We start from the raw sequence: 19,713 nt of genomic DNA on the forward strand, positions 1-19,713 counted from the left end.
CTCAGCCGCGCGGGCGCAGCCGGGCGGAGAGGGCCGCGACGGTGGCCTGCGCCGCTCGGCCGTCGCCATAGGGCGCCGCGTCGGTGGGCTGTGGTGCGGGGCGGCCGACGAGGTCGGTCAGTGCGTCCAGGTCGAGCGCGAGGACGTTCCAGCCGAGGTCGACCGTCTCCGTCCACTCCGTCTCCGTGCGGACCGTCGTGCACGGGGTGCGCAGGAGGAAGGCCTCCTTCTGCAGACCACCCGAGTCGGTGACGACCGCCCTGGCGTGCTGGATGGCGTTGACCATCGCCGGGTAGTCGAGCGGCTCCACCGTGTGGAGGGAGCCCTGGGTGAGGTCGATGTCGTGCTCGGCCGCCTTCGCGACGAGGCGGGGGTGGGCGGTGAGGACCACCGGGTGGGGCAGGGCCGCGAGGCCGCGGATGATGGCGCCGAGACGGACCGGGTCGTCGGTGTTCTCCGCTCGGTGGATCGTCGACAGGACGTAGTCGTCGGGGGAGACGCCCGCTGGCAGCTGCGGAACCAGGTCGCGGACCCGCTCGGCGGTGACGAGGCAGACGTCGGTCATGACGTCACCGGTCACGACGCAGCGCTCGGCGAGGCCCTCGTCCGCGAGGTGCGAGGACGCGACGGCGGTCGGGGCGAGGCAGAGGTCGGCGGCGTGGTCGGTGAGGACCCGGTTGTGCTCCTCGGGCATGCGCCGGTTGAACGAGCGGAGTCCGGCTTCGAGGTGGGCCAGCGGGAGGTGCAGCTTCACGGCCGAGAGTGCGCCGGCGATGGTCGAGTTCGTGTCCCCGTAGACGAGCACCCAGTCCGGGTCGTGCTCGAGGAGGACGTCGTCGAGCTTGACGAGCATCGAGCCGGTCTGGACGCCGTGCGAGCCCGACCCCACCCCGAGGTGGACGTCCGGCGCCGGGATCTCGAGGTCGTCGAAGAACACGTCCGACATCTTCGCGTCGTAGTGCTGTCCGGTGTGGACGATGACGTGGTCGTGGCCGGCCTCCTCGAGCGCCTTGGCGATCGGGGCCAGCTTCACGAACTGGGGGCGGGCGCCGACGATGCTGAGTACTTTCACGGGACCAATGTAGAGGGCGCACCGTGTGGTGCTCGGGACCGACCGGCGCCGGACACGTCGGACATCGTCCCGGTGACGCGTCGGACATCGTCCCGGTGACGCGTCGGTACGATGTCACGCGTTGCTCGGTCGGAGAGCCCCCCATCCCAAGGAGTCACCCGTGAAGATCGCCGTCGTCGCCCTCGGCAAGATCGGCCTCCCCCTGGCCGTCCAGTTCGCCAGCAAGGGTCACGACGTCGTCGGGGTGGACGTGAACCAGGCTCTCGTCGACGTCGTCAACGAGGGGCGCGAGCCCTTCCCCGGCGAGGCCGAGCTCGACGAGCGCCTGTCCCGGCTCGTGCCCGAGGGTCGCCTCGTCGCGACGACCGACTACTCGCGGGCGATCCCCGATGCGGACGCGGTCGTCGTCGTCGTGCCGCTGTTCGTCAACGACGAGACCTGGCAGCCGGACTTCGGCTGGATGGACTCCGCGACCGAGTCGATCGCCGCCCACCTCACGCCCGGGACCCTCGTCTCCTACGAGACCACGCTCCCCGTCGGCACCACGCGCAACCGCTGGAAGCCGATGCTCGAGCAGGGCTCCGGGCTCACCGAGGGCCGGGACTTCCACGTCGTGTTCTCACCCGAGCGGGTCCTCACCGGCCGGGTCTTCGCCGACCTCCGCAAGTACCCCAAGCTCGTCGGTGGCCTCAGCCCCGAGGGTGCCGCCAGGGCGACGGAGTTCTACGAGGCGGTGCTCGACTTCGACGACCGCCCCGACCTCGAGCGCGCCAACGGTGTCTGGGACCTCGGTTCGGTCGAGGCCTCCGAGCTCGCGAAACTCGCGGAGACGACCTATCGCGACGTCAACATCGGGCTGGCCAACCAGTTCGCCAAGTTCGCCGAGAGCAACGGCATCGACATCCACCAGGTCATCGACGCGAGCAACTCGCAGCCGTACAGCCACATCCACCGCCCCGGCATCGCCGTCGGCGGCCACTGCATCCCCGTCTACCCGCGGCTCTACCTCTTCAACGACCCCGATGCCACCGTGGTGCGCGCGGCCCGCGAGGCCAACATGGGGATGCCGACCCACGCCACGCTGCTCCTCGAGGGCGCCTACGGCGACCTCGCGGGTGCCCGGGTCGCCGTCCTCGGTGCGTCCTACCGTGGCGGGGTCAAGGAGACGGCGTTCTCGGGCGTCTTCCCCCTCGTGCAGGCCCTGCGCGACCGAGGCGCGGAGGTGGCCGTGCACGACCCGATGTTCAGCGACGCCGAGATCGAGGCGTTCGGCTGGGAGCCCTACCACCTGGGTGACCGGGCCGACGCCGCCGTGATCCAGGCCGACCACGCCGCCTACCGCGACCTCGCGGCCGCGGACCTCCCCGGGATCACGGCCCTCGTCGACGGCCGCAAGATCACCGACCCGGCCCACTTCGAGGGCGTCGCCCACCGGGTGATCGGTCTCGCCACCGCGGGCTGAACGAAGGGGCGTACCCATGCCGTCGATGGCCCACTCGGGCTGTTGCGACTAGCCTGTCCGCACTAGTCCGTCCCTTGCACTGGAGACCTGTCATGTGGCCGCTGCGCCCGTTCGCCCGCCGATCCTCGGCGGCGCTGCTCGTCACCCTCGCCCTCGTCGTCACACCGCTGGTGTCGAGCGGCGCCACGCCGCGCCCGGTCGCGCCGGAGACGGCTGCGGTGCCCCTCTCCGGGGTGGACGCCCGGGGTGCCCGGGACCTCGCGACGTCACCGGAGGTCCCGGCCCGGCTGCGGGTCGCGGCCATCTCGCCGCCCATCGACGTGACGAGGCACGCCGTCGTCGGGGTCACGTGGTCCGAAGATGCGGGTGCGGGCCACAGCGACGTCGGTGACGTGATGGTCCGGACGCGCAGCGAGGACACGTGGTCGGCGTGGGAGGAGCTGCACGTCGACGACAGCCACGGGCCCGACCCCGGCACCCCGGAGGCGGCCAGGTCGCGGCGCGGCAGCGCACCGCTCGTCGTGCTCGGCGCCGAAGACGTCCAGGTGCGGGTGGCCACGTCCAGCGGTCGCGTCCCCCGGGACCTGAGGGTCGAGCGCGTCGACGCGGGAGACTCTGCCGCCGACAGTGGCCCGCGCATCCCGACCGCCGCAGCCGGCGGAGTGCGCCCCTCGATCTTCGCCCGGTCCGCCTGGGGTGCCGACGAGTCCATCCGGGGCGGCACGCCGTCCTACGGGACGGTCGACGTCGGTTACGTCCACCACACGGCGGGGACCAACTCGTACACGAGCAGCGACGTGCCGGGCGTCATCCGCGGCATCTACGCCTATCACGTGAAGTCGTTGGGCTGGAACGACATCGGGTACAACTTCCTCGTCGACAAGTGGGGGCGGATCTGGGAAGGGCGTGCCGGTGGCACGGACCGACCCGTGGTCGGGGCCCACACCCTGGGCTACAACTCGCACTCCTTCGCGATGGCTGCCCTGGGCACCTACGACTCCACCGCGGTCCCGGTCGCGGTGCAGGACGCGTACACGTCCCTCTTCGCGTGGAAGCTCGGCCAGCACCACGTCGACCCCACCGGGGTCACCTCGCTCACCGACGCCGACGGCGCGCCGACCAAGACGTTCCGCAACATCTCGGGACACCGGGACTTCGGTGACTCCGGGAAGTCCACGGCGTGCCCCGGCGCCCGCCTCTACGCCCTGATCGACGGCCTTCGCCCGAAGGTGAAGGCTGCCCAGGGCGACATGTTCTACGAGCCGACCACCGACCGTGAGACGTGGGCGGAGGGCGCACAGGGCGGCCTCACCGTGCGGGCCCGGGCCACCACCACGCTCAGCTGGCGCCTTGACGTCAGGTCGGCAGGAAGCCCGTCCGTCCTCACCTCACGCAGCGGCACGGCGACGGCGACGGGGGGTGTGGTCGCGCGGTGGGACGGGCTCGTCGGCGGACTCCACGCTCCCGCGGGCTCCTACGAGCTCACCCTCACCGCGACGGGCAGCGCGGCTGGTGCCGCCGGAGCAGTGCCGCCGTTCCGCACGACGGTCCGGGTCACGAGGGACACCTCGCTCGACGACCTGCTCGGCCGGACCGACCGGATGCCCCCGCGCCCCCGCGGCTGACCGCGTCCCCGGTGACGGCAGGACGTCAGGACGTCAGGGCGAAGGTCAGCTCAGGGCCGGTCTTCTGACGCAGCTCGTCCTCGGTCACGCCGGGGGCCAGCTCACGCACGACGAGGCCGTCGGTGGTGATGTCGATGACCGCGAGGTCGGTGATGATCCGCTGGACGACGCCGAGCCCGGTGATCGGGAGGTCGCACTCGTCGACGATCTTGTGGCTGCCGTCCTTGGCGACGTGCTCCATGAGCACGATGACCTGCTTGGCACCGTGCACGAGATCCATCGCGCCACCCATGCCCTTGACCATCTTGCCGGGGATCATCCAGTTGGCGATGTCGCCGGCCCGGGAGACCTGCATCGCCCCGAGGATCGCGGCGTCGACCTTGCCGCCGCGGATCATGCCGAAGCTCGTGGCGCTGTCGAAGTAGCTGGCGCCGCGCCGGGTCGTCACGGTCTCCTTGCCGGCGTTGATGAGGTCGGGGTCGACGGCGTCCTCGGCCGGGTACGCACCGACGCCGAGGATGCCGTTCTCGGACTGGAGGACGATCTCGACGTCGTCCGGGACGTGGTTGGGCACGAGCGTCGGCAGCCCGATGCCGAGGTTGACGTAGGACCCGTCGGTCAGCTCGCTGGCGGCCCTGGCCGCCATCTCGTCACGCGTCAACGCCATGTCAGTTCTCCTCGCCGGCCGCTGCGCGGACCGTCCGCTTCTCGATGCGCTTGTCCCGAGCCTGTTCGGGCGTGAGGGGGACCACGCGCTGGACGTAGATCCCGGGGAGGTGGACCTCGTCGGGATCGAGCTCGCCGGGCTCGACGAGCTCCTCGACCTCGGCGATCGTCACCCGCCCGGACATGGCGCAGAGCGGGTTGAAGTTCCGTGAGGACTTGTTGAAGACGAGGTTGCCGTGGCGGTCGCCCCTCCAGGCGCGCACGAGCCCGAAGTCGGCGGCGATGCCCTCCTCGAGGACGAAGGTGCGCTCCTCACCACCGAGGGTGAAGGTCCGCGTCTCCTTGGGAGGTGAGGCGAGGGCGACGCTGCCGTCGGCGGCATACCGCCAGGGAAGGCCACCGTCGGCGACCTGGCTGCCGACCCCGGTCGGGGTGAAGAACGCGGCGATGCCGGCGCCGCCGGCGCGCAGCCGCTCGGCCAGCGTCCCCTGCGGGGTGAGCTCGACCTCGAGCTCGCCCTCGAGGTACTGGCGGGCGAACTCCTTGTTCTCGCCGACGTAGGAGGAGACCATCCGTCGGATCTGCTTGGCCCCGAGCAGGATGCCCAGGCCCCAGTCGTCGACGCCGCAGTTGTTCGAGTAGACCTCGAGGTCGCGCACCCCCTTGGCGTGCAGCTCGGCGATGAGGATGCTGGGGATGCCGCAGAGCCCGAACCCGCCGACGGCCAGACTCGCACCGTCGCGGACGTCCTGGAGGGCTGCGGCTGCAGAGGAGACGACCTTGTCCATGGCGGGAACTCTAGCCACCCCGTCTCGCGCCGCGGATGTGGTGGGGGTCCATGGGCAGACCCGGGCCATGGGGTCTGGCCGCTCACCGCAGGATCTCCTGACTTCTGGCGTTTGGACAGGAGAATCTCTTCCGACAAGCGGGGTGACCTGAAGTACATGCATGTAATTACCTAGTCACTACTTGCGCAACGGGTGGGACCAGTGGGACAACTGTCCAGCCGATGTGTCTGAAGTGACGTCTGGGACGCCACCTCCGGGCACGCACCCCTGACCCAGCCGCACCTGAGGAGCCCTCGTTGACGCGCGCCACACCGTTTGCACCGTCGCCGACCCGAGGGCCGGTCCGCGCCCTCGGCGCCGTGACCGTCTCCCTCCTGTCGATCCCGCTCGGTCTGTCCTTCGCCGGAGGGAGCGCATCCGGACTCGCGACGGGCGTGAAGCCGCCGCCGACCAAGACCCTGCCGGCCGAGCTCGACATCGCGCCGAAGTACCAGGAGGGCTACCGCTGCCTCAGCGGGAACCTGCCCGGGCCGACGGCCTTCGCGAAGCTCCTCAACGGCCACTACGGCAACCACATCTACGGCATCAACCGCACCTGCGCCGCGGAGCACGGCGAGGGTCGCGCGCTCGACTGGATGGTCAACGCCTACACCGCCGACGGTCTCGCCCTCGGCAACGCGATCACGCGGTGGCTCTCGGCGCCTGACGCCCAGGGCCGGCCGGGAGCGATGGCCCGCCGCTTCGGCATCAACTACATCATCTGGAACCGGCAGATGTGGCGCGCCTACGACCCGGCCCGCGGTTGGGCGCCCTACGTCGGCTCGTCGCCGCACACCGACCACATCCACATCTCGTTCACGTGGGACGGCGCCTACCAGCAGACCTCGTGGTGGACGGGCACGGCGCTCACGGCCGTGCGGTTCACGGGCCCCACCTCGGGCGCGACCCTCCCGACCCCCGTGGTGAGCACACCGCTGCCGACGACGAGCGGCTATCCGCTGCTCAAGCGCGGTGACACGCACAAGGACGTCATGCTCGCGCAGGGCGTCCTCGGGCTGCCCAAGGACGGCCAGTTCGGGCCGGCGACGGAGACCACCCTCGCGTCGTGGCAGTCACGTCAGGGCGTCCCGGTCACCAAGCAGCTCGACGCCGCGACCTGGACGAAGATGATCCAGCTGGGCCTCGTCCCGGCGCGCAACGGCACCAGCACGACGACGCCGAGCCCGCTCACGGCATACGTCAAGACCATCCTCAAGCGGGGGTCGACCGGCGCCGCGGTCGTCGCGCTGCAGAAGGCGCTCGGCATCACCGCCGACGGCTCGTTCGGGCCGGGCACGCACACCACGGTCGTCGCCTACCAGAAGTCCAAGGGGATCCCCGCCACCGGGGTGGTGGCGGCGTCGACGTGGACCGCGCTCATGCGTCAGTCCTCGACCGGCACGCCCACGACGCCCACGGCGCCGACGACGCCCACTCCGCCGCCCACGACCACCGCACCGGCGGCGACGGCAACGGCGTTCACGGCCCACAAGGCGACCGTCCTGCGTCCCGGCGCGAAGGGGGCGGCGGTCAAGGTGCTCCAGGCGGGCCTCGGCGGCATCGCGGTCGACGGGTCGTTCGGTCCGGCGACGACGTCGCGGGTGGTGGCCCTCCAGAAGCTCGCGGGTCGCCCGGCGACCGGTGTCGTGGACCGGACCACGTGGGACGCGGTCGAGCTGCAGGTCCACCCCCTGCTGCCCTACTGGGGCACGGTGGCCAGACGGGGGTCGACGGGGGCGAACGTCGTCGCGCTGCAGAAGGCGGTGCGGGTCGCCGCCGACGGCGCCTTCGGTCCGGGGACGGAGGCCGCGGTCAAGGCCGCCCAGACCCGCGCCAAGATCGCCACCACCGGTGTGGTCGCCACGGTGACGTGGAGGGCCCTCGAGAAGCAGATGTGACCCTCAGGGGCCGACCGCACCCTCGGTGCGGGACCGCTCCACCAGGACGTCCGCCGGCGCCTCGCCGCGACTGAGCACGACCGAGCCGTCTGCCGCCCACAGGGCGAGGCAGGCGCGGAGGAAGTCGGCCGTGCTCGTCGTGGTGAGGTGTCGGCGTTCGGCTCCGCCCGCGTGCGGTGCGACGAGGTCGGCGTATGCCGTCCGCTCGCCTCCCGCGACCAGGGCCGCGTCGTCGTCGGCGGGCTGCTCCCACGCGACGAACTGGTCACCGTGGGTGCTGAGCTCCTTGGCCTCGTCCATCACCCCGGACGGCACGGCGAGGGCAGCCGACCGGGCGAGGCCGGCGAGGGTGACGAGGACGCCGGGACAGCCGGCGGTCACCGCGGCGGCCGGGTCGGTCGTGACGAGCACGTCGGGGCCGCTGCCGTCGGCGTCGGCGTCGGCGTCCGCGTCCACGGAGACGGTGCCGCCCACCGACCACGTCGCCAGCGCCCAGTAGGCCGTGCGCCAGTGGGGCGGCAGGTCGAGGCGCACGACGGAGCCGGGCACGACGTCGAACTCGTCCTGGAGGGCGTTCGCGGCCTTGCTGACCCAGTTGTCGAGGACGCGCGCGGACAGCTCGATCCGCTCGCCCCGGGTCGGGCCGTCGGTGTCGTCGTAGGTCGTGATCCGCGGCCTCGCGGAGTCGGAGCGGAGCATCTGCCGGAGCACGTCAGCGGGTCGGGTCACGCCAGCAGGCTATGGCGTCGGCGGCCGGATAGCGTGGCCGACCATGACCCGCCCGCCCCATACCGCCGACGAGGACCTGCCGACGTCGGGTCTCGAGCGGAACGTCGGGCGCTGGCACCAGACCCTCGTCCTCGGGGCGGGCACCTGGGTGGTCGTCATGTCGCTGCTCGCCGTCGTGCTCGCGGGCCTCGGTCTGTGGTTCCCGTGGCTGGTCCTGCCGCTGGCGGTCGTGGCCGCGGTCGGCTGCGGGTGGTGGGCGAACGGCATACCGGCACGTGCGCTGCCGGTGTGGACGGCCGCCCTGCTGGTCGTCGTGGCCGCCGGCGCCGGGATCTGGACGGCCGCGACGCATGCCGAGCAGGTGCTGCCGCGGCGGGATTCGGGCAGCTACCTGCAGGCCGCGATCTCCATGGCGCAGACGCACGAGCGGGTCGTGCCGGCCGACCTCGAGCGCTTCGGCGGCGAGGACCTGCTCGACATCGACGGGATCACCCTCGACAGCCCCGCCTTCTACGAGGTGGGGACGTGGCGGGGGCCGGCGGTCCAGCCGCAGTTCGTCATCGGCCCGGGAGCCGTCTGGTCTCTGGGCGTCTGGCTCGGGGGGCCGGCCGGGGCGATGCTCCTCCCGGCCCTGTTCTCTGCCCTGGGCATCCTCGGGATCGGCCTCCTCACGGCGCGGATCGGCGCCCCGCGCTGGTCTCCGCTGGCCTCGCTCGGCGTCGCCCTGCTCTTCCCGGTGCTGCACACCGCCCGCTCGACCTACTCCGAGCCGCTGGCCATGGTGACGCTCGGGGGAGGGCTGCTCGCCCTCGTCGTCGCCGCCCGTCAGGGCAGGGACGGCGCCGTCGGCCGAGCGGCGCTGCTCGCCGGGGTCCTCGTCGGGGGAACGGCGTTCGTGCGGATCGACGGGCTGCGCGAGACGATCCTGCTCGTCCCGGTGGCGGCTCTCGCGCTGGCCCAGGGGCAGCGGTGGCCGCGCGCGACGCTGCTCGGCGCGGGCGTCTCGACGCTGCTCGCCGGCCTCGCGGCGCTGTGGCTGTCGAACCAGTACCTCGCCACCATCGCCGCCAGCCTCGTCCCGCTGCTCGCCCTCGGTGTCCTCCTGGGGCTCGTCACCGTCGGGCTGCTGTGGTGGCAGCGTCGTGGCGGCGCCCTGCCACCGCGGCTCTCGCGGGTGCTCCCAAACGTCGTGGGGGTCGGCGTCGTGGTGACGGGGCTGTTCCTCGCGAGCCGGCCGCTCTGGCAGACGGTGCGCCAGTCGCCGGACGACCCCGGGTCGCGCGTCGTCGCCGGGCTGCAGCTGCGCCAGGGCCTCACCGTCGACGGGGGCCGCACCTACGCCGAGCAGACCGTCTCGTGGCTCTCGTGGTGGGTCGGCGTCCCGGCGCTCGTCGTCGCGCTGGCCGCGCTCGCCTGGGCCCTGCGTCAGGTGGCCGCTCGATGGACGGCCGGAGTCCTCCTGCCGGCGTGGACCGGGCCGCTGCTCGTCGCGAGCGGCTCGACCGTCCTCACCCTGTGGCGGCCGGGGATCACGCCGGACCACCCGTGGGCCGAGCGCCGGCTGCTCATCGTGCTGCCGTTCGTCATCGTCCTCTGCGTGGCAGCAGCGGCGTATGCCGTCCGCCACCTCGCGCGCCGCGCGCCCGTCGCGCTCGCCGCGGCTGCCGGCGTCGTCGTCATCGCGGCGACCCTGGTCCCGACAGCCGCGGCGACGTGGCCGCACCGCGCCGAGCGCGTCGAGCTCGGTGAGCTCGACGCCGTGGAGGCCCTCTGCCTCCAGCTCGGTGAGGACGACGTCGTCCTCGCGGTCGACTCCCGCGCGGCCAACGAGTGGCCACAGGTGGTCCGCGGGCAGTGCGGTCGGTCCGCGCTGTCGACGACGTCGGCCCTGCGCAAGGACGAGGCGGCCCTCGCGGAGTCGGTCGCGGCGGTGGCAGCGCGCGTCGAGGAGGGCGGTGGCCGGCTGCTCCTGCTCGCCGCGGACTCACCCGAGGTGCTGGAGACGCTGACGCCGGGCTCGGTCCGTCCGGCCCTGGACATGAGCGTCCTCGAGGACCAGCGCCTGCTCGAGCGACGACCCGACCACCTCGTCACGCTGCCGCTGCGGGTGTGGGTCGGCGTCCCGCCGGTGCCGAGCCGGCAGGGGTGACTCAGCGCGAGGCGAACTCCTGCGGCATACGCCGTTGGACTGCCCGGTACGTCGCACGGTCGGCGGCGACGACCATCCCCGGCTGGGTCGAGCGAGGGCCGTAGGTCGTGCCGTCGAGGTGGCCGACGAAGCCACCGACCTCGGTGACCATGAGCGATCCCGGCGCGTGGTCCCACGCGTTGGAGCGGCTGTAGAGGATGTAGTCGATCTCGCCCTCGAGGAGCTTGGGGTAGTCGACGCCGCAGCAGACCCACGACGGCTGCAGCGGGGGCAGGCCGTCCAGGGTGTGCCCCCGCAGGGACCAGATCGAGGTCGCACCACGCGGGTACTCGTCGTCGCCGACGGGGCGGCGCGTCACGCGCTCGCCGTTGCGCTCGACGCCGGCGCCGCGCTCGACGACCCACGCCACCTCGTGCTCGGGCTGCCAGATCCAGCCGCGCACGGTCTCGCCGGCCACGGTCTCGGCGATCATCACGGCGTGGTCGGGGTTGCCGTGGACGAAGTTCTTCGTGCCGTCGACCGGGTCGACGGTGAACGCGTGCTCGGCGGCGAGGTAGCGCTCGAGCACGCCGTGGTCAGCGGCGTGCGCCTCCTCGCCCAGGACCACGGCGTCGGGGTGGGCGGCGAGGAGCGCCCGGGTGATGAGCACCTCGGCCTCGCGGTCCGCGACGGTGACGAGGTCACCGGGGTTCTTCTCGATCACCTCACCGTCGGCCAACGACCGGAACCTCGGGGTGATGACCTCGGCGGCCACCTGCTTCATGAGCTCGAGAACTGCGCCTGTGTCCACGGTCACACACGCTTCCACACCCTGCGGTGGGACGCGGCATCGGGTCAGAGCAGGAGGTACTGGTCGGCCCAGGCGCTGATGATCCGCGCGGCCCGCTTCGCCTGCCCGGGAGCGGTGAGCAGGTGGTCCGAGCCCTCGAGGGAGACGAAGCTGCGGGGGTGGCGGGCGGTGCGGAAGATGTCGCTCGCGTTGGCGATGCCGACCGTGTTGTCGGTGGGGGAGTGCATGACGAGCAGCGGGCGGCGCAGGGTCGTGATGCAGGCGCGCAGGTCGGCGCGGCGGACGTCCTCGACGAACTCGCGGCGCAGCGTGAGGGCCTTGTTGCCGAAGGTCACCGGCGCCTCGCCCTCGGCGATGACGCGCTCGACGACGGCGTCGTACTGGTGCTCGATGTGCGACGGGTCGAACGGCGCCCCCACCGTCGCGACCGCCCGGACGTGCGGGGTGTCGGCCGCGGCGGCGAGCACGGCGGCGCCGCCGAACGAGTGCCCGACGAGCAGCTCGACCGGCCGGTCCGTCGCGGCCATGAAGCGCGTCGCCTCGACCGTGTCGGCGACCTTGTGCGAGAACGACCCGTCGCCCCAGTCGCCCTCGGAGTCGCCGAGTCCGAGGTTGTCGAACCGGAGCATGCCCACGCCCTCTGCGGCCAGCTGCTTGCAGATGCGGGAGGCGGCCGGGCAGTCCTTGCCGAGGGTGAAGCCGTGCGAGAAGACGCCCCAGCCGCGGACCGTGCCGTGCGGCAGGTCGACGATCCCGGCGAGCACCTCGCCGGAGGAACTGGGGAAGCGCACGCGCTCCGTGGTGCTGTGCATGGCTGCATCCTCGCACCGCCGCGAGGTGCCCTAGCCTGCTCGGGTGAACTCGCTCGCGATCCCGCTGTGGCTGGACGTCGTGGCGGTCGGGTTCGGCGGGCTGGCCGGTGCGCTCGCGGCGCGGCGGCGCGGCTTCGACATCGTCGGCGTCCTCTTCCTCGCCGTGATCGGCGGGCTCGGCGGGGCGCTCCTGCGCGACCTGCTCCTCCAGGTCCCGGTGCGGGCCCTCACCTCCCCGTGGCTGCTCCCGTCGGCCTTCCTCGGCGGCTTGCTCGTCGCCCCGCTGCTCGCCGTCGTCGGACCGCTGCGCTTCCGGCGGGACGTCGCGTTCACGCTGCTCGACGCCATGTCGCTGGCGATGTACTCGGTGCTCGGCACCGACCGCGCCATGACCGTCGGGCTGCCGCCGATCTCGTGCGTCTTCGTCGGCACGGTGGCAGGGGTGGGCGGGGCGCTCATCCGGGACGTCCTCATCAACGAGCAGCCGGAGCACTTCAAGCCCGGCTCGTTCTACGTGCTCGCGGCCGTCCCGGGCTGCATCGCCTACTTCGCCCTGCGCACCCTCGAGCTCCCGGTGCTCGTCTCCGCCGTCGTCGCCGTCGGGGTCGTCATCACCGTCCGCATGTCGTCCTGGTCGCTCAACTGGCAGACCGGTCGTCGGCGTGCTTGAGCGCCTCGGCTTCCCGCGCGTGGGGAGCCATCGCCGCTTCGTCACGGCCATCGTCACCGACACGCTCGGCAGCGGTCTGTTCATGCCGGTGACGATCCTGTACTTCCTCAAGGTCACCGACCTCTCCCTCGTCCGGATCGGGGCGGCCCTGTCGCTGTCAGCCCTGCTCACGCTGCCAGCAGCGTTCGTCATCGGGTCCCTCGTGGACCGGTTCGGCGGACGCCGGATGATGCTCGTCGGCAACCTCCTCCAGGCCGCCGGCATGCTCGCGTACCTCTGGGTGGAGGCGTTCTGGCCGGTGGCGCTGTGCACCGTGCTCCTCAACCTCGGGCGCCAGGCCTTCTGGGGCTCGTTCGGCAACGTCGTCACCGCCATCACGAGACAGGGGGAGCGGGAGCTGTGGTTCGGGTTCCTCCAGGCCCTGCGCAACCTCGGCTTCGCCGTCGGGGGGCTGCTCGCCGGCGTCGCGCTGCAGGTCGACACCGAGGCGGCGTTCAAGACCGTGGTCGTCACCAACGCGCTGACGTTCGTCCTCGCCTTCGTGCTCCTGCTCGGGGTGCCCGACCACCGCTCACCGCGGGCGGTGGACGCTCCAGCCGAGGGGTGGGGCGTGGTGCTGCGGGACCGGTCCTACCTGAGCCTCGTCATCGCCCAGCTCGCCTTCGTCGTCGCGACCATGGTCCTCAACTTCGCCCTGCCCGTGTACGCCGCCGAGACGCTCGACCTCCCGGGCTGGCTCGTGGGGGCGATCTTCACGCTCAACACCGTCATGGTGGGTCTCGGGCAGGGGCTCATGGTGCGCTGGATGACCGGGCGGGTGCGGGCCCGGATGATGGCGCTGGCGCAGGTGCTGTTCGTCGCCGGGTACGTCCTCTTCGTCGTCGCCGGCTGGTTGCCCGTGTGGGCGGCCGTGGTGGCGATGCTGCTCGGCGCGGTCGTCTACACCACCGGTGAGCTCGCCGCCGGTCCCGTCTACAGCGCCACGGCGGCGGAGGCGGCGCCCGACCACCTGCGCGGGCGCTACCTCGGCCTCGTGCAGCTCACCTGGGGTGTCGGCGGCACCGTCACCCCGGTCCTGTTCACCTGGCTGCTCGGGAACGGCACCTTCACCATCTGGGCGGTGCTGGGTGCCGTGGGGATCGCCGGCGCCGTGTATGCCGTCGGGTTGCCGCGCGTCCTCCCGGTCGCCGGGGTGCGGGTGACCAGCGGGGGGACCAGCGGGGGACGGGGCGAGCTGGGGTCGGCGGGTACGCTCGACAGCGATGAACGAGCACCGTGAGACCTCCGCCCTGACCGAGCGCATCCCCGTCCGCACGGGGGAGCTCGCGGGCGGCAGCGACGACCCCGGCGAGACGGGCACGGTCGCCGCGCGGCCGGCATACGACACGCCTGAGACGGAGACCCGGTCGGCGGTGCTCGCCGACGGCTCCCCGCGTCCCTACGTGACGATCGTGCTGCCCTGCTTCAACGAGGGGGCGCACGTCCTCAAGGAGATCGACCGCATCACGGCGGCGATGAACAGCAGCGAGTTCACCTACGAGCTGCTCTGCATCGACGACGCGTCGACCGACGACACCCTCGCGGTCCTGCAGGACGCGGCGACCCGCTACGCGAACCTGCGGATCATGCCGTTCCGTCGCAACGGCGGCTCGGGCACGGCCCGCCGGATCGGGACGCAGCAGGCGCACGGCGAGATCGTCGTGTGGACCGACGCCGACATGACCTACGAGAACGAGCGCATCCCCGAGCTGGTCCGCATCCTGGTGGACGACGCGAGCTACGACCAGGTCGTCGGGGCCCGGACCACCGAGGAGGGCACCCACAAGTGGGCGCGCGTCCCCGCGAAGTGGTTCATCCGCAAGGTCGCCGAGTGGCTGACCAAGACGAGGATCCCGGACCTCAACAGCGGCCTGCGGGCGTTCCGCCGCGACGTGAGCCTGCCCTACCTGCGGCTGCTACCGGCCGGGTTCTCCTGCGTCACGACGATCACCATCGCGTTCCTGTCCAACCAGCACGACATCAAGTACGTCGAGACGTCGTACGCGAAGCGTGCCGGGGTCAGCAAGTTCCACTTCGTCAACGACGCCTACCGCTACATCCTCCAGGTGCTGCGGATGGTCATGTACTTCGACCCGCTCAAGGTCCTCATGCCGCCGGCGCTGTGGATGATCGTCCTCGGCTTCGTCAAGGGTGTCGTCGACATGGTCCGCCACCCGTTCTACTTCCCGGCCTCGACCGTGCTGCTCATCGTCAGCGGGATCATGATCGCCTCGCTCGCGCTCCTCTCCGACCTCGTGGTGAGGTCCAGGGACGGTGTTTGAGGGGGATAAATCCGCGTCGCTCCGGCTCGCGGTCGTCGGCCCCACCCACCCCTACAAGGGCGGCGTCGCCTCGCACACCACCGAGCTGTGCCACGAGCTCGCCGAGGCCGGCCACGACGTCACCCTCGTCTCGTGGAGCCACCTCTACCCGACACTGCTGTACCCGGGGGAGCAGGCCGTCCCCGGTGGGGCGCCCGACGTCGAGCCGTTCCCACGCACCGTCCGCTCCCTGTCCTGGGCCCGCCCCGACACGTGGGTGCGGACCGGGCGCCGGCTGCGCGACGTCGACGCGGTCATCGTCGTCCACGTCATCCCGCCCGTCGTGCCGGCGCACCTCGCCCTGCTGCGCGCCGCCGGCGTCGGGCGCACGTCCGGGTCCGGGGTGGGACCGCGCTCGATCGTCATCACCCACAACGTCCTTCCGCACGAGCCGCGCCCGGGCGACCGTCGCCTCATGCAGTCGCTGTTCTCGCGCGTCGACTCGGTCGTCGTCCACTCGGACTCGCAGGCCCGGCTCGCCACCGAGCTCGGCGCCGTGCACGTGCGCGAGCTCGACCTGCCGCCGCACCTGCCTGGGGGGGATCCCGAGGAGCACGTCGACTCGAGCGGCCCCACGCGGCTGCTCTCGTTGGGGATCGTGCGCGACTACAAGGGCATCGACCTCCTCCTCGACGCGATGCTCGACGTCCCCGACGTCCGGCTCACCATCGCCGGGGAGATGTGGGGCGACAGCGGCCGCCGCGTCAAGGAGCTCGCCGCCGACCCGCGCCTCGCCGACCGCGTCGAGGTGCACAGCGGCTACGTCCCCGCCGACCGGATCGCCTCGCTGCTGGCCCGCCACGACGCGCTGACCCTGACCTACCGCTCCGCGACGGCCTCGCAGAACGTCCTGCTCGCCCGACGCCACGGCCTGCCGGTGCTCGCGTCCCGGGTCGGCACGTTCGGCGGCCAGGTCCGGGACGGGGTCGACGGGCTCCTCGTCCCGCCCGGTGACCGGGACGCGCTCGTCGAGGCGTTGCGTCGCCTCTCCGACCCCGCGTATGCCGGCCGGCTCCGCTCCGCCGTCCGCCCGCCCGACCTCAGCGGTCCGTGGGCGCACTACGTCGGGGGGATCGAGGCGCTGGCCAGCGCCGAGTCGAACGCCGTGCTCGACCTCGGTCCCGAACCCGGGGACGGAACCGGGGACCCGGCCGCGCCGGACGGGATCGTCCAGCGCGCGAAGGACCTCGTCGCCGCGACCCGGCTGCGACGCCGGCACCGGCTCACGCTGCGGCCCAGTGACATCCCCGAGTGGGTGCGCGCCTCCGACGTCCTCGCGCTCGACGACGACGCCCTCGACGCGCAGGCGATGGCCCGCCAGCTCGGGCTGCCCCGGTGCTCCGACGCCGTCGCGGCCTGGGCCGCCCTCGGGGCCCTCGCCGCGGTCCTGCGGATCAGGGACGACGGCCGCCGCGGTGCGGTCGTCGTCGACGAGTCGGGGACCGGCAGCCCGTTCGCGCGGTGGCTGCGGGCGCTCGGGTTCGAGCCTGTCGAGCTCGAGGTGACCGGGCGCCGCACCTCCGTCGAGGTGCTCGAGGTCGACACCGCGAGCCTCGACGTCATCGCCCGCCTCCACCCGGGTGGGTGCGGCGCCGAGGACGTCGACCACACCGTGTCCCAGGCGTCCTGGGCCCTGCGGTCCGGCGGCCTGCTCCTCATCACCCTCCCGATCGGTGAGGACGACCCCGAGTGGGCGGTCAGCCCGGCCGGGATCCGGGGCGTGCTCGCCCGTGCCGACGACCTCGGGCTCGTGCTCGTCGGTGACGTCGACGGTGACATCACCGAGCGCATCCGTCAGGCGTCGGCCTCCGCGCGGGACCTGCGGGAGCTGCGGGGCCTGCGGCCGGAGGGGCGCAGCGAGGGTGTGGCGCCGGCATACGGGATCCTGCGCCTGACGTTCCGGCGCCGGTGAGCCGGTGATGAGGTGACGCGCAAGCGGTGGCTCGACGTCGTACGCGTCGTCGTCGCGCTCCTCGTCACGGTGGCCGTCGCGCTGGCGGTGTGGCGCAACTGGAGCGAGGTGTCGGCGCACCTGCGCGAGATCGATCCGCGCACGCTCGCCGGCGCGTTCGCGCTCACCCTGCTCGCGCCGGTCCTCAGCCTCCTCGGGTGGAGGGTGCTCCTGGCCGACCTCGGCACGCGTCTCCCGCTCCCGCCGAGCGCCAGCGTGTTCTTCGTCGGTCAGCTGGGCAAGTACCTGCCCGGCTCGGTGTGGAGCGTCGTCGCGCAGGCCGACCTCGGGTCGCGGCTCGGCGTCCCACGGCGGCGGATGGGCGTCGTCGGGCTGCTGTCGATCCTTCTCTCGGTGATCACCGGCGCGATCATCGGGGTGCCGGCCGTCCCGCTGCTCCTGGCGCGCTCGGAGGACTTCCGCTGGTGGTGGTTCCTCCCGGCGGTGCTGCTGCTCCTGCTGCTGTGGCCGCGGCTGATCAACTGGGGGATCGCGCTGCTGCTGCGGATGCTGCGACGCGAGCCCCTCGAGCACCGGCTCACGGCACCGGCGATCGCGCTGACGGCGATGTGGTTCGTCCTCGGCTGGTCTGGCGCCGGGCTGTCCGTGCTCGTGCTGGCCCACGCCATGTCGCCGTCCGCGCCGGTCGGATCGCTGGTCGTCACGACGGTGTGCGGCTTCGCCCTCGCGTCGGCGATCGGGATGTTCTCGATCATCGTGCCGGCGGGCGTCGGCGTGCGCGACGGCATCCTCGCCCTGCTGCTCGGTGCGCTCATGCCGTTCCCCGCCGCGTTCACGATCGTCGTCATCGCCCGGTTCTTCTCGGTGGTCGCCGACGTCCTCGTCGCGACGGTCGGGTGGGGGTGGGCGCGGTCGCACCACCTCCTAGGATCACGGACATGAGCGAGCGTCCCCGCGAGGAACAGCTGGCCTACTCCGAGCTGATGGACAAGATGCTCGACGAGCAGGGTCGGCGGCAGAAGGCCGCCAAGCTCATCTCCGTCATCTCGCACGGGCTGGGCCGGACCGCCTCCGACGACGGCGGGCCGCTGGCCGGCCTGCGCGCCGTCGACGTCGGCTGCTCGGCCGGCTTCATCGCCGACGAGCTCGCGCTCGCCGGTGCGACGACGACCGGCGTCGACATCGACGAGCCCGGGCTGGCCAAGGCACGCGCCCGCTTCGGCGAGCGGGTCGACTTCCGGCTCGCGCGCGGCGAGGACCTCCCGTTCGAGGACGGCTCGGTCGACGTCGTCGTGCTCAACCACATCTACGAGCACGTCGTGGACCCCGAGGCGGTCGTCGCCGACATCCACCGCGTCCTCGCGCCCGGCGGCGTCCTCTACCTCGGCATCGGCCACCGGTGGCAGGTCATCGAGCCGCACCACCGACTGCCGTTCCTGTCGTGGTTGCCGCAACGGGCCGCCGACCGCTACCTGCGCCTCACGCGCAAGGGCGACCACTACTACGAGCACTACTCGACCCCGGCCGGGCTGCGACGGATGTTCGCGGCGTTCGACGTGTGGGACTACACCCTGCCCGTGCTCGCCGACCCGGCGGCGTTCGCGGGTGGCGACGTCGTGCCCGCGTGGGTGGGCCGGCTGCCCGAGCAGGCGCTCGCCGCAGCGCTTCCGCTCGTGCCGACCTATGTGTGGCTCGCGTTCAAGGAGCCGGCGCGGCCGGCCGGTCCGCCGCTGCGCGTGGCTCCGCGCCACGTCGGATGAGCGGCACAGCCGGATGAGCGGCTCAATCGGCTCAGCCGGCTTGGAGCGCACGTTCCGTCCGAGTCGGCCGTTGCAGCTGGGCAGCGTCGTCAACGCCTTCCGTCGAGGGTCCGGGGACCCGACCTCGTGGAGCGACCGGGTCGGCACGTGGGTCTTCGCCTGGCGGGTACCGACGGGGCCGGTGACGCTGCGCCTCGTCGACCGGCACCGGCTCGGTGAGGTCGAGGCGCACGCGTGGGGCGACGGCGCCGCGTGGATCCTCGACCGGCTGCCGCACCTGCTCGGCGAGCACGACGACGACGAGGGGTTCACCAGCCACCATGACGTCGTGGCGCAGGCCAGGCGTCGCTTCGCCGGGTGGCGGGTGCCGGCGTCCGGCCTCGTCGTCCAGGCGCTCATCCCCACGATCATCGAGCAGCGCGTCACGGGCAAGGAGGCCTTTGCGGCCTACCGGATGCTGGTGCGCCGCAACGGTTCCACTGCGCCTGGCCTCGGCGCCGACCTGCGCCTCGTCGTGCCCCCCGAGGCCCGGACGTGGGCGCTCATCCCGTCGTGGGAGTGGCTGCGCGCCGGTGTCGACGGGGCCCGGTCCCGCCCGGCCGTGACCGTCGCCACCCGCGCCGGCCGGCTCGAGGACGTCGTGGACCTGCCGTTGCTCGAGGCGCGTCGCCGCATCGAGTCGCTGCCCGGGGTGGGCCGGTGGTCCAGTGCCGAGGTGGCGCAACGGGCGCTCGGCGACCCGGATGCGGTGAGCTTCGGCGACTACCACGTGGCCAAGAACATCGGCTGGGCGCTGACCGGCACTCCCGTCGACGACGACGGTCTCGCCGAGCTGCTCGAGCCGTATGCCGGGCACCGCTACCGGGTGCAGCGCCTGCTCGAGCTCTCGGGGGCGATGCGCCCCAGGCACGGTCCCCGGTTCACCCTGCCCACGCACCTGCCGGGTCGCCGCTGACCCGGGTTGGGCATGAGGTGTGGCGC

17 protein-coding genes are annotated in these 19,713 nt (G+C 72.6%); 11 read left to right on the top strand and 6 right to left on the bottom strand.

All coding sequences use genetic code 11. From position 1 onward, the window contains the following. Nucleotide 1: 1 nt before the first annotated feature. The gene (wecB, locus tag AC3EU2_RS12760; RefSeq protein WP_488176675.1) at nt 2–1,072 is read right to left on the bottom strand and encodes a non-hydrolyzing UDP-N-acetylglucosamine 2-epimerase; all 1,071 of its coding nucleotides are present in this window, start codon (nt 1,070–1,072) and stop codon (nt 2–4) included. Nucleotides 1,073–1,232: 160 nt separating this feature from the next. Between wecB and AC3EU2_RS12765 the strand changes: the two genes are divergently transcribed. Together AC3EU2_RS12765 and AC3EU2_RS12770 are read left to right on the top strand one after the other, a co-directional pair. Continuing rightward, nucleotides 1,233–2,534: a nucleotide sugar dehydrogenase gene (locus tag AC3EU2_RS12765; protein ID WP_488176676.1), complete on the top strand. Its 1,302-nt coding sequence runs from the start codon at nt 1,233–1,235 to the stop codon at nt 2,532–2,534. 92 nt (nt 2,535–2,626) lie between these two features. After that, the gene (locus tag AC3EU2_RS12770) at nt 2,627–4,159 is read left to right on the top strand and encodes an N-acetylmuramoyl-L-alanine amidase (protein WP_488176677.1); all 1,533 of its coding nucleotides are present in this window, start codon (nt 2,627–2,629) and stop codon (nt 4,157–4,159) included. A 25-nt stretch (nt 4,160–4,184) separates the two neighbouring features. Here the strand turns inward: AC3EU2_RS12770 and AC3EU2_RS12775 are convergent, their stop codons facing one another. After that, nucleotides 4,185–4,826 (bottom strand): 3-oxoacid CoA-transferase subunit B, encoded by a 642-nt coding sequence (locus AC3EU2_RS12775; RefSeq protein ID WP_488176678.1) that lies wholly within the window; start codon nt 4,824–4,826, stop codon nt 4,185–4,187. 1 nt (nt 4,827) lies between these two features. Next, nucleotides 4,828–5,613 (bottom strand): CoA transferase subunit A, encoded by a 786-nt coding sequence (locus AC3EU2_RS12780; RefSeq protein ID WP_488176679.1) that lies wholly within the window; start codon nt 5,611–5,613, stop codon nt 4,828–4,830. Between the two features lie 359 nt (nt 5,614–5,972). Here AC3EU2_RS12780 and AC3EU2_RS12785 point away from each other — a divergent pair, with 359 nt between their 5' ends. Continuing rightward, nucleotides 5,973–7,550 carry a peptidoglycan-binding domain-containing protein gene (locus AC3EU2_RS12785; RefSeq protein WP_488176680.1) on the top strand — a complete coding sequence of 526 codons (1,578 nt, stop codon included), beginning with the start codon at nt 5,973–5,975 and terminating at the stop codon, nt 7,548–7,550. A gap of 3 nt (nt 7,551–7,553) precedes the next feature. Here AC3EU2_RS12785 and AC3EU2_RS12790 read toward each other — a convergent pair whose 3' ends face one another. Then, nucleotides 7,554–8,279, bottom strand: a complete 726-nt coding sequence (locus AC3EU2_RS12790; RefSeq protein WP_488176681.1) for a TIGR03089 family protein — start codon at nt 8,277–8,279, stop codon at nt 7,554–7,556. Between the two features lie 43 nt (nt 8,280–8,322). Between AC3EU2_RS12790 and AC3EU2_RS12795 the strand changes: the two genes are divergently transcribed. Then, nucleotides 8,323–10,428, top strand: coding sequence for a hypothetical protein (locus AC3EU2_RS12795; RefSeq protein ID WP_488176682.1), 2,106 nt, complete (start codon nt 8,323–8,325; stop codon nt 10,426–10,428). A gap of 1 nt (nt 10,429) precedes the next feature. Here the strand turns inward: AC3EU2_RS12795 and AC3EU2_RS12800 are convergent, their stop codons facing one another. Both AC3EU2_RS12800 and AC3EU2_RS12805 read right to left on the bottom strand, forming a co-directional pair. Next, entirely contained in the window at nt 10,430–11,218 is a 789-nt protein-coding gene (locus AC3EU2_RS12800) for an inositol monophosphatase family protein (protein ID WP_488179488.1), read from the bottom strand. A 44-nt stretch (nt 11,219–11,262) separates the two neighbouring features. Continuing rightward, the gene (locus AC3EU2_RS12805; protein ID WP_488176683.1) at nt 11,263–12,030 is read right to left on the bottom strand and encodes an alpha/beta hydrolase family protein; all 768 of its coding nucleotides are present in this window, start codon (nt 12,028–12,030) and stop codon (nt 11,263–11,265) included. Nucleotides 12,031–12,073: 43 nt separating this feature from the next. On the opposite strand from AC3EU2_RS12805, the gene AC3EU2_RS12810 reads away from it, so the two are divergent. From AC3EU2_RS12810 to AC3EU2_RS12840, 7 genes are all read left to right on the top strand, one after another. Then, nucleotides 12,074–12,700, top strand: a complete 627-nt coding sequence (locus tag AC3EU2_RS12810) for a trimeric intracellular cation channel family protein (RefSeq protein ID WP_488176684.1) — start codon at nt 12,074–12,076, stop codon at nt 12,698–12,700. After that, a complete protein-coding gene (locus AC3EU2_RS12815) occupies nt 12,693–13,979 on the top strand; it encodes an MFS transporter (protein WP_488176685.1) in 1,287 nt (428 codons plus the stop codon). The genes AC3EU2_RS12810 and AC3EU2_RS12815 overlap by 8 nt, the downstream gene beginning before the upstream one ends. Further along, nucleotides 13,963–15,021 carry a glycosyltransferase family 2 protein gene (locus tag AC3EU2_RS12820; protein ID WP_488176686.1) on the top strand — a complete coding sequence of 353 codons (1,059 nt, stop codon included), beginning with the start codon at nt 13,963–13,965 and terminating at the stop codon, nt 15,019–15,021. The genes AC3EU2_RS12815 and AC3EU2_RS12820 overlap by 17 nt, the downstream gene beginning before the upstream one ends. Continuing rightward, complete coding sequence (locus AC3EU2_RS12825; protein WP_488176687.1) at nt 15,014–16,972, top strand: glycosyltransferase; 1,959 nt, start codon at nt 15,014–15,016, stop codon at nt 16,970–16,972. Before AC3EU2_RS12820 ends, AC3EU2_RS12825 begins: the two co-directional genes overlap by 8 nt. A 12-nt stretch (nt 16,973–16,984) precedes the next feature. After that, nucleotides 16,985–17,914, top strand: a complete 930-nt coding sequence (locus AC3EU2_RS12830; protein WP_488176688.1) for a lysylphosphatidylglycerol synthase domain-containing protein — start codon at nt 16,985–16,987, stop codon at nt 17,912–17,914. Further along, nucleotides 17,911–18,732 carry a class I SAM-dependent methyltransferase gene (locus AC3EU2_RS12835; protein WP_488176689.1) on the top strand — a complete coding sequence of 274 codons (822 nt, stop codon included), beginning with the start codon at nt 17,911–17,913 and terminating at the stop codon, nt 18,730–18,732. The genes AC3EU2_RS12830 and AC3EU2_RS12835 overlap by 4 nt, the downstream gene beginning before the upstream one ends. 70 nt (nt 18,733–18,802) lie before the next feature. Then, nucleotides 18,803–19,687, top strand: coding sequence for a DNA-3-methyladenine glycosylase family protein (locus AC3EU2_RS12840; protein ID WP_488176690.1), 885 nt, complete (start codon nt 18,803–18,805; stop codon nt 19,685–19,687). Nucleotides 19,688–19,713: the final 26 nt, after the last annotated feature.

This window comes from Knoellia sp. B-D-2, from assembly GCF_057714695.1.

What these genes read in the sequence shown, in the direction of transcription:
- AC3EU2_RS12770 (WP_488176677.1), top strand. Translation starts at nt 2,627, where the DNA reads ATGTGGCCGCTGCGCCCGTTCGCCCGCCGATCCTCGGCGGCGCTGCTC.
- AC3EU2_RS12775 (WP_488176678.1), bottom strand. Translation starts at nt 4,826, where the DNA reads ATGGCGTTGACGCGTGACGAGATGGCGGCCAGGGCCGCCAGCGAGCTG.
- AC3EU2_RS12795 (WP_488176682.1), top strand. Translation starts at nt 8,323, where the DNA reads ATGACCCGCCCGCCCCATACCGCCGACGAGGACCTGCCGACGTCGGGT.
- AC3EU2_RS12835 (WP_488176689.1), top strand. Translation starts at nt 17,911, where the DNA reads ATGAGCGAGCGTCCCCGCGAGGAACAGCTGGCCTACTCCGAGCTGATG.
- AC3EU2_RS12780 (WP_488176679.1), bottom strand. Translation starts at nt 5,613, where the DNA reads ATGGACAAGGTCGTCTCCTCTGCAGCCGCAGCCCTCCAGGACGTCCGC.
- AC3EU2_RS12820 (WP_488176686.1), top strand. Translation starts at nt 13,963, where the DNA reads ATGAACGAGCACCGTGAGACCTCCGCCCTGACCGAGCGCATCCCCGTC.
- AC3EU2_RS12805 (WP_488176683.1), bottom strand. Translation starts at nt 12,030, where the DNA reads ATGCACAGCACCACGGAGCGCGTGCGCTTCCCCAGTTCCTCCGGCGAG.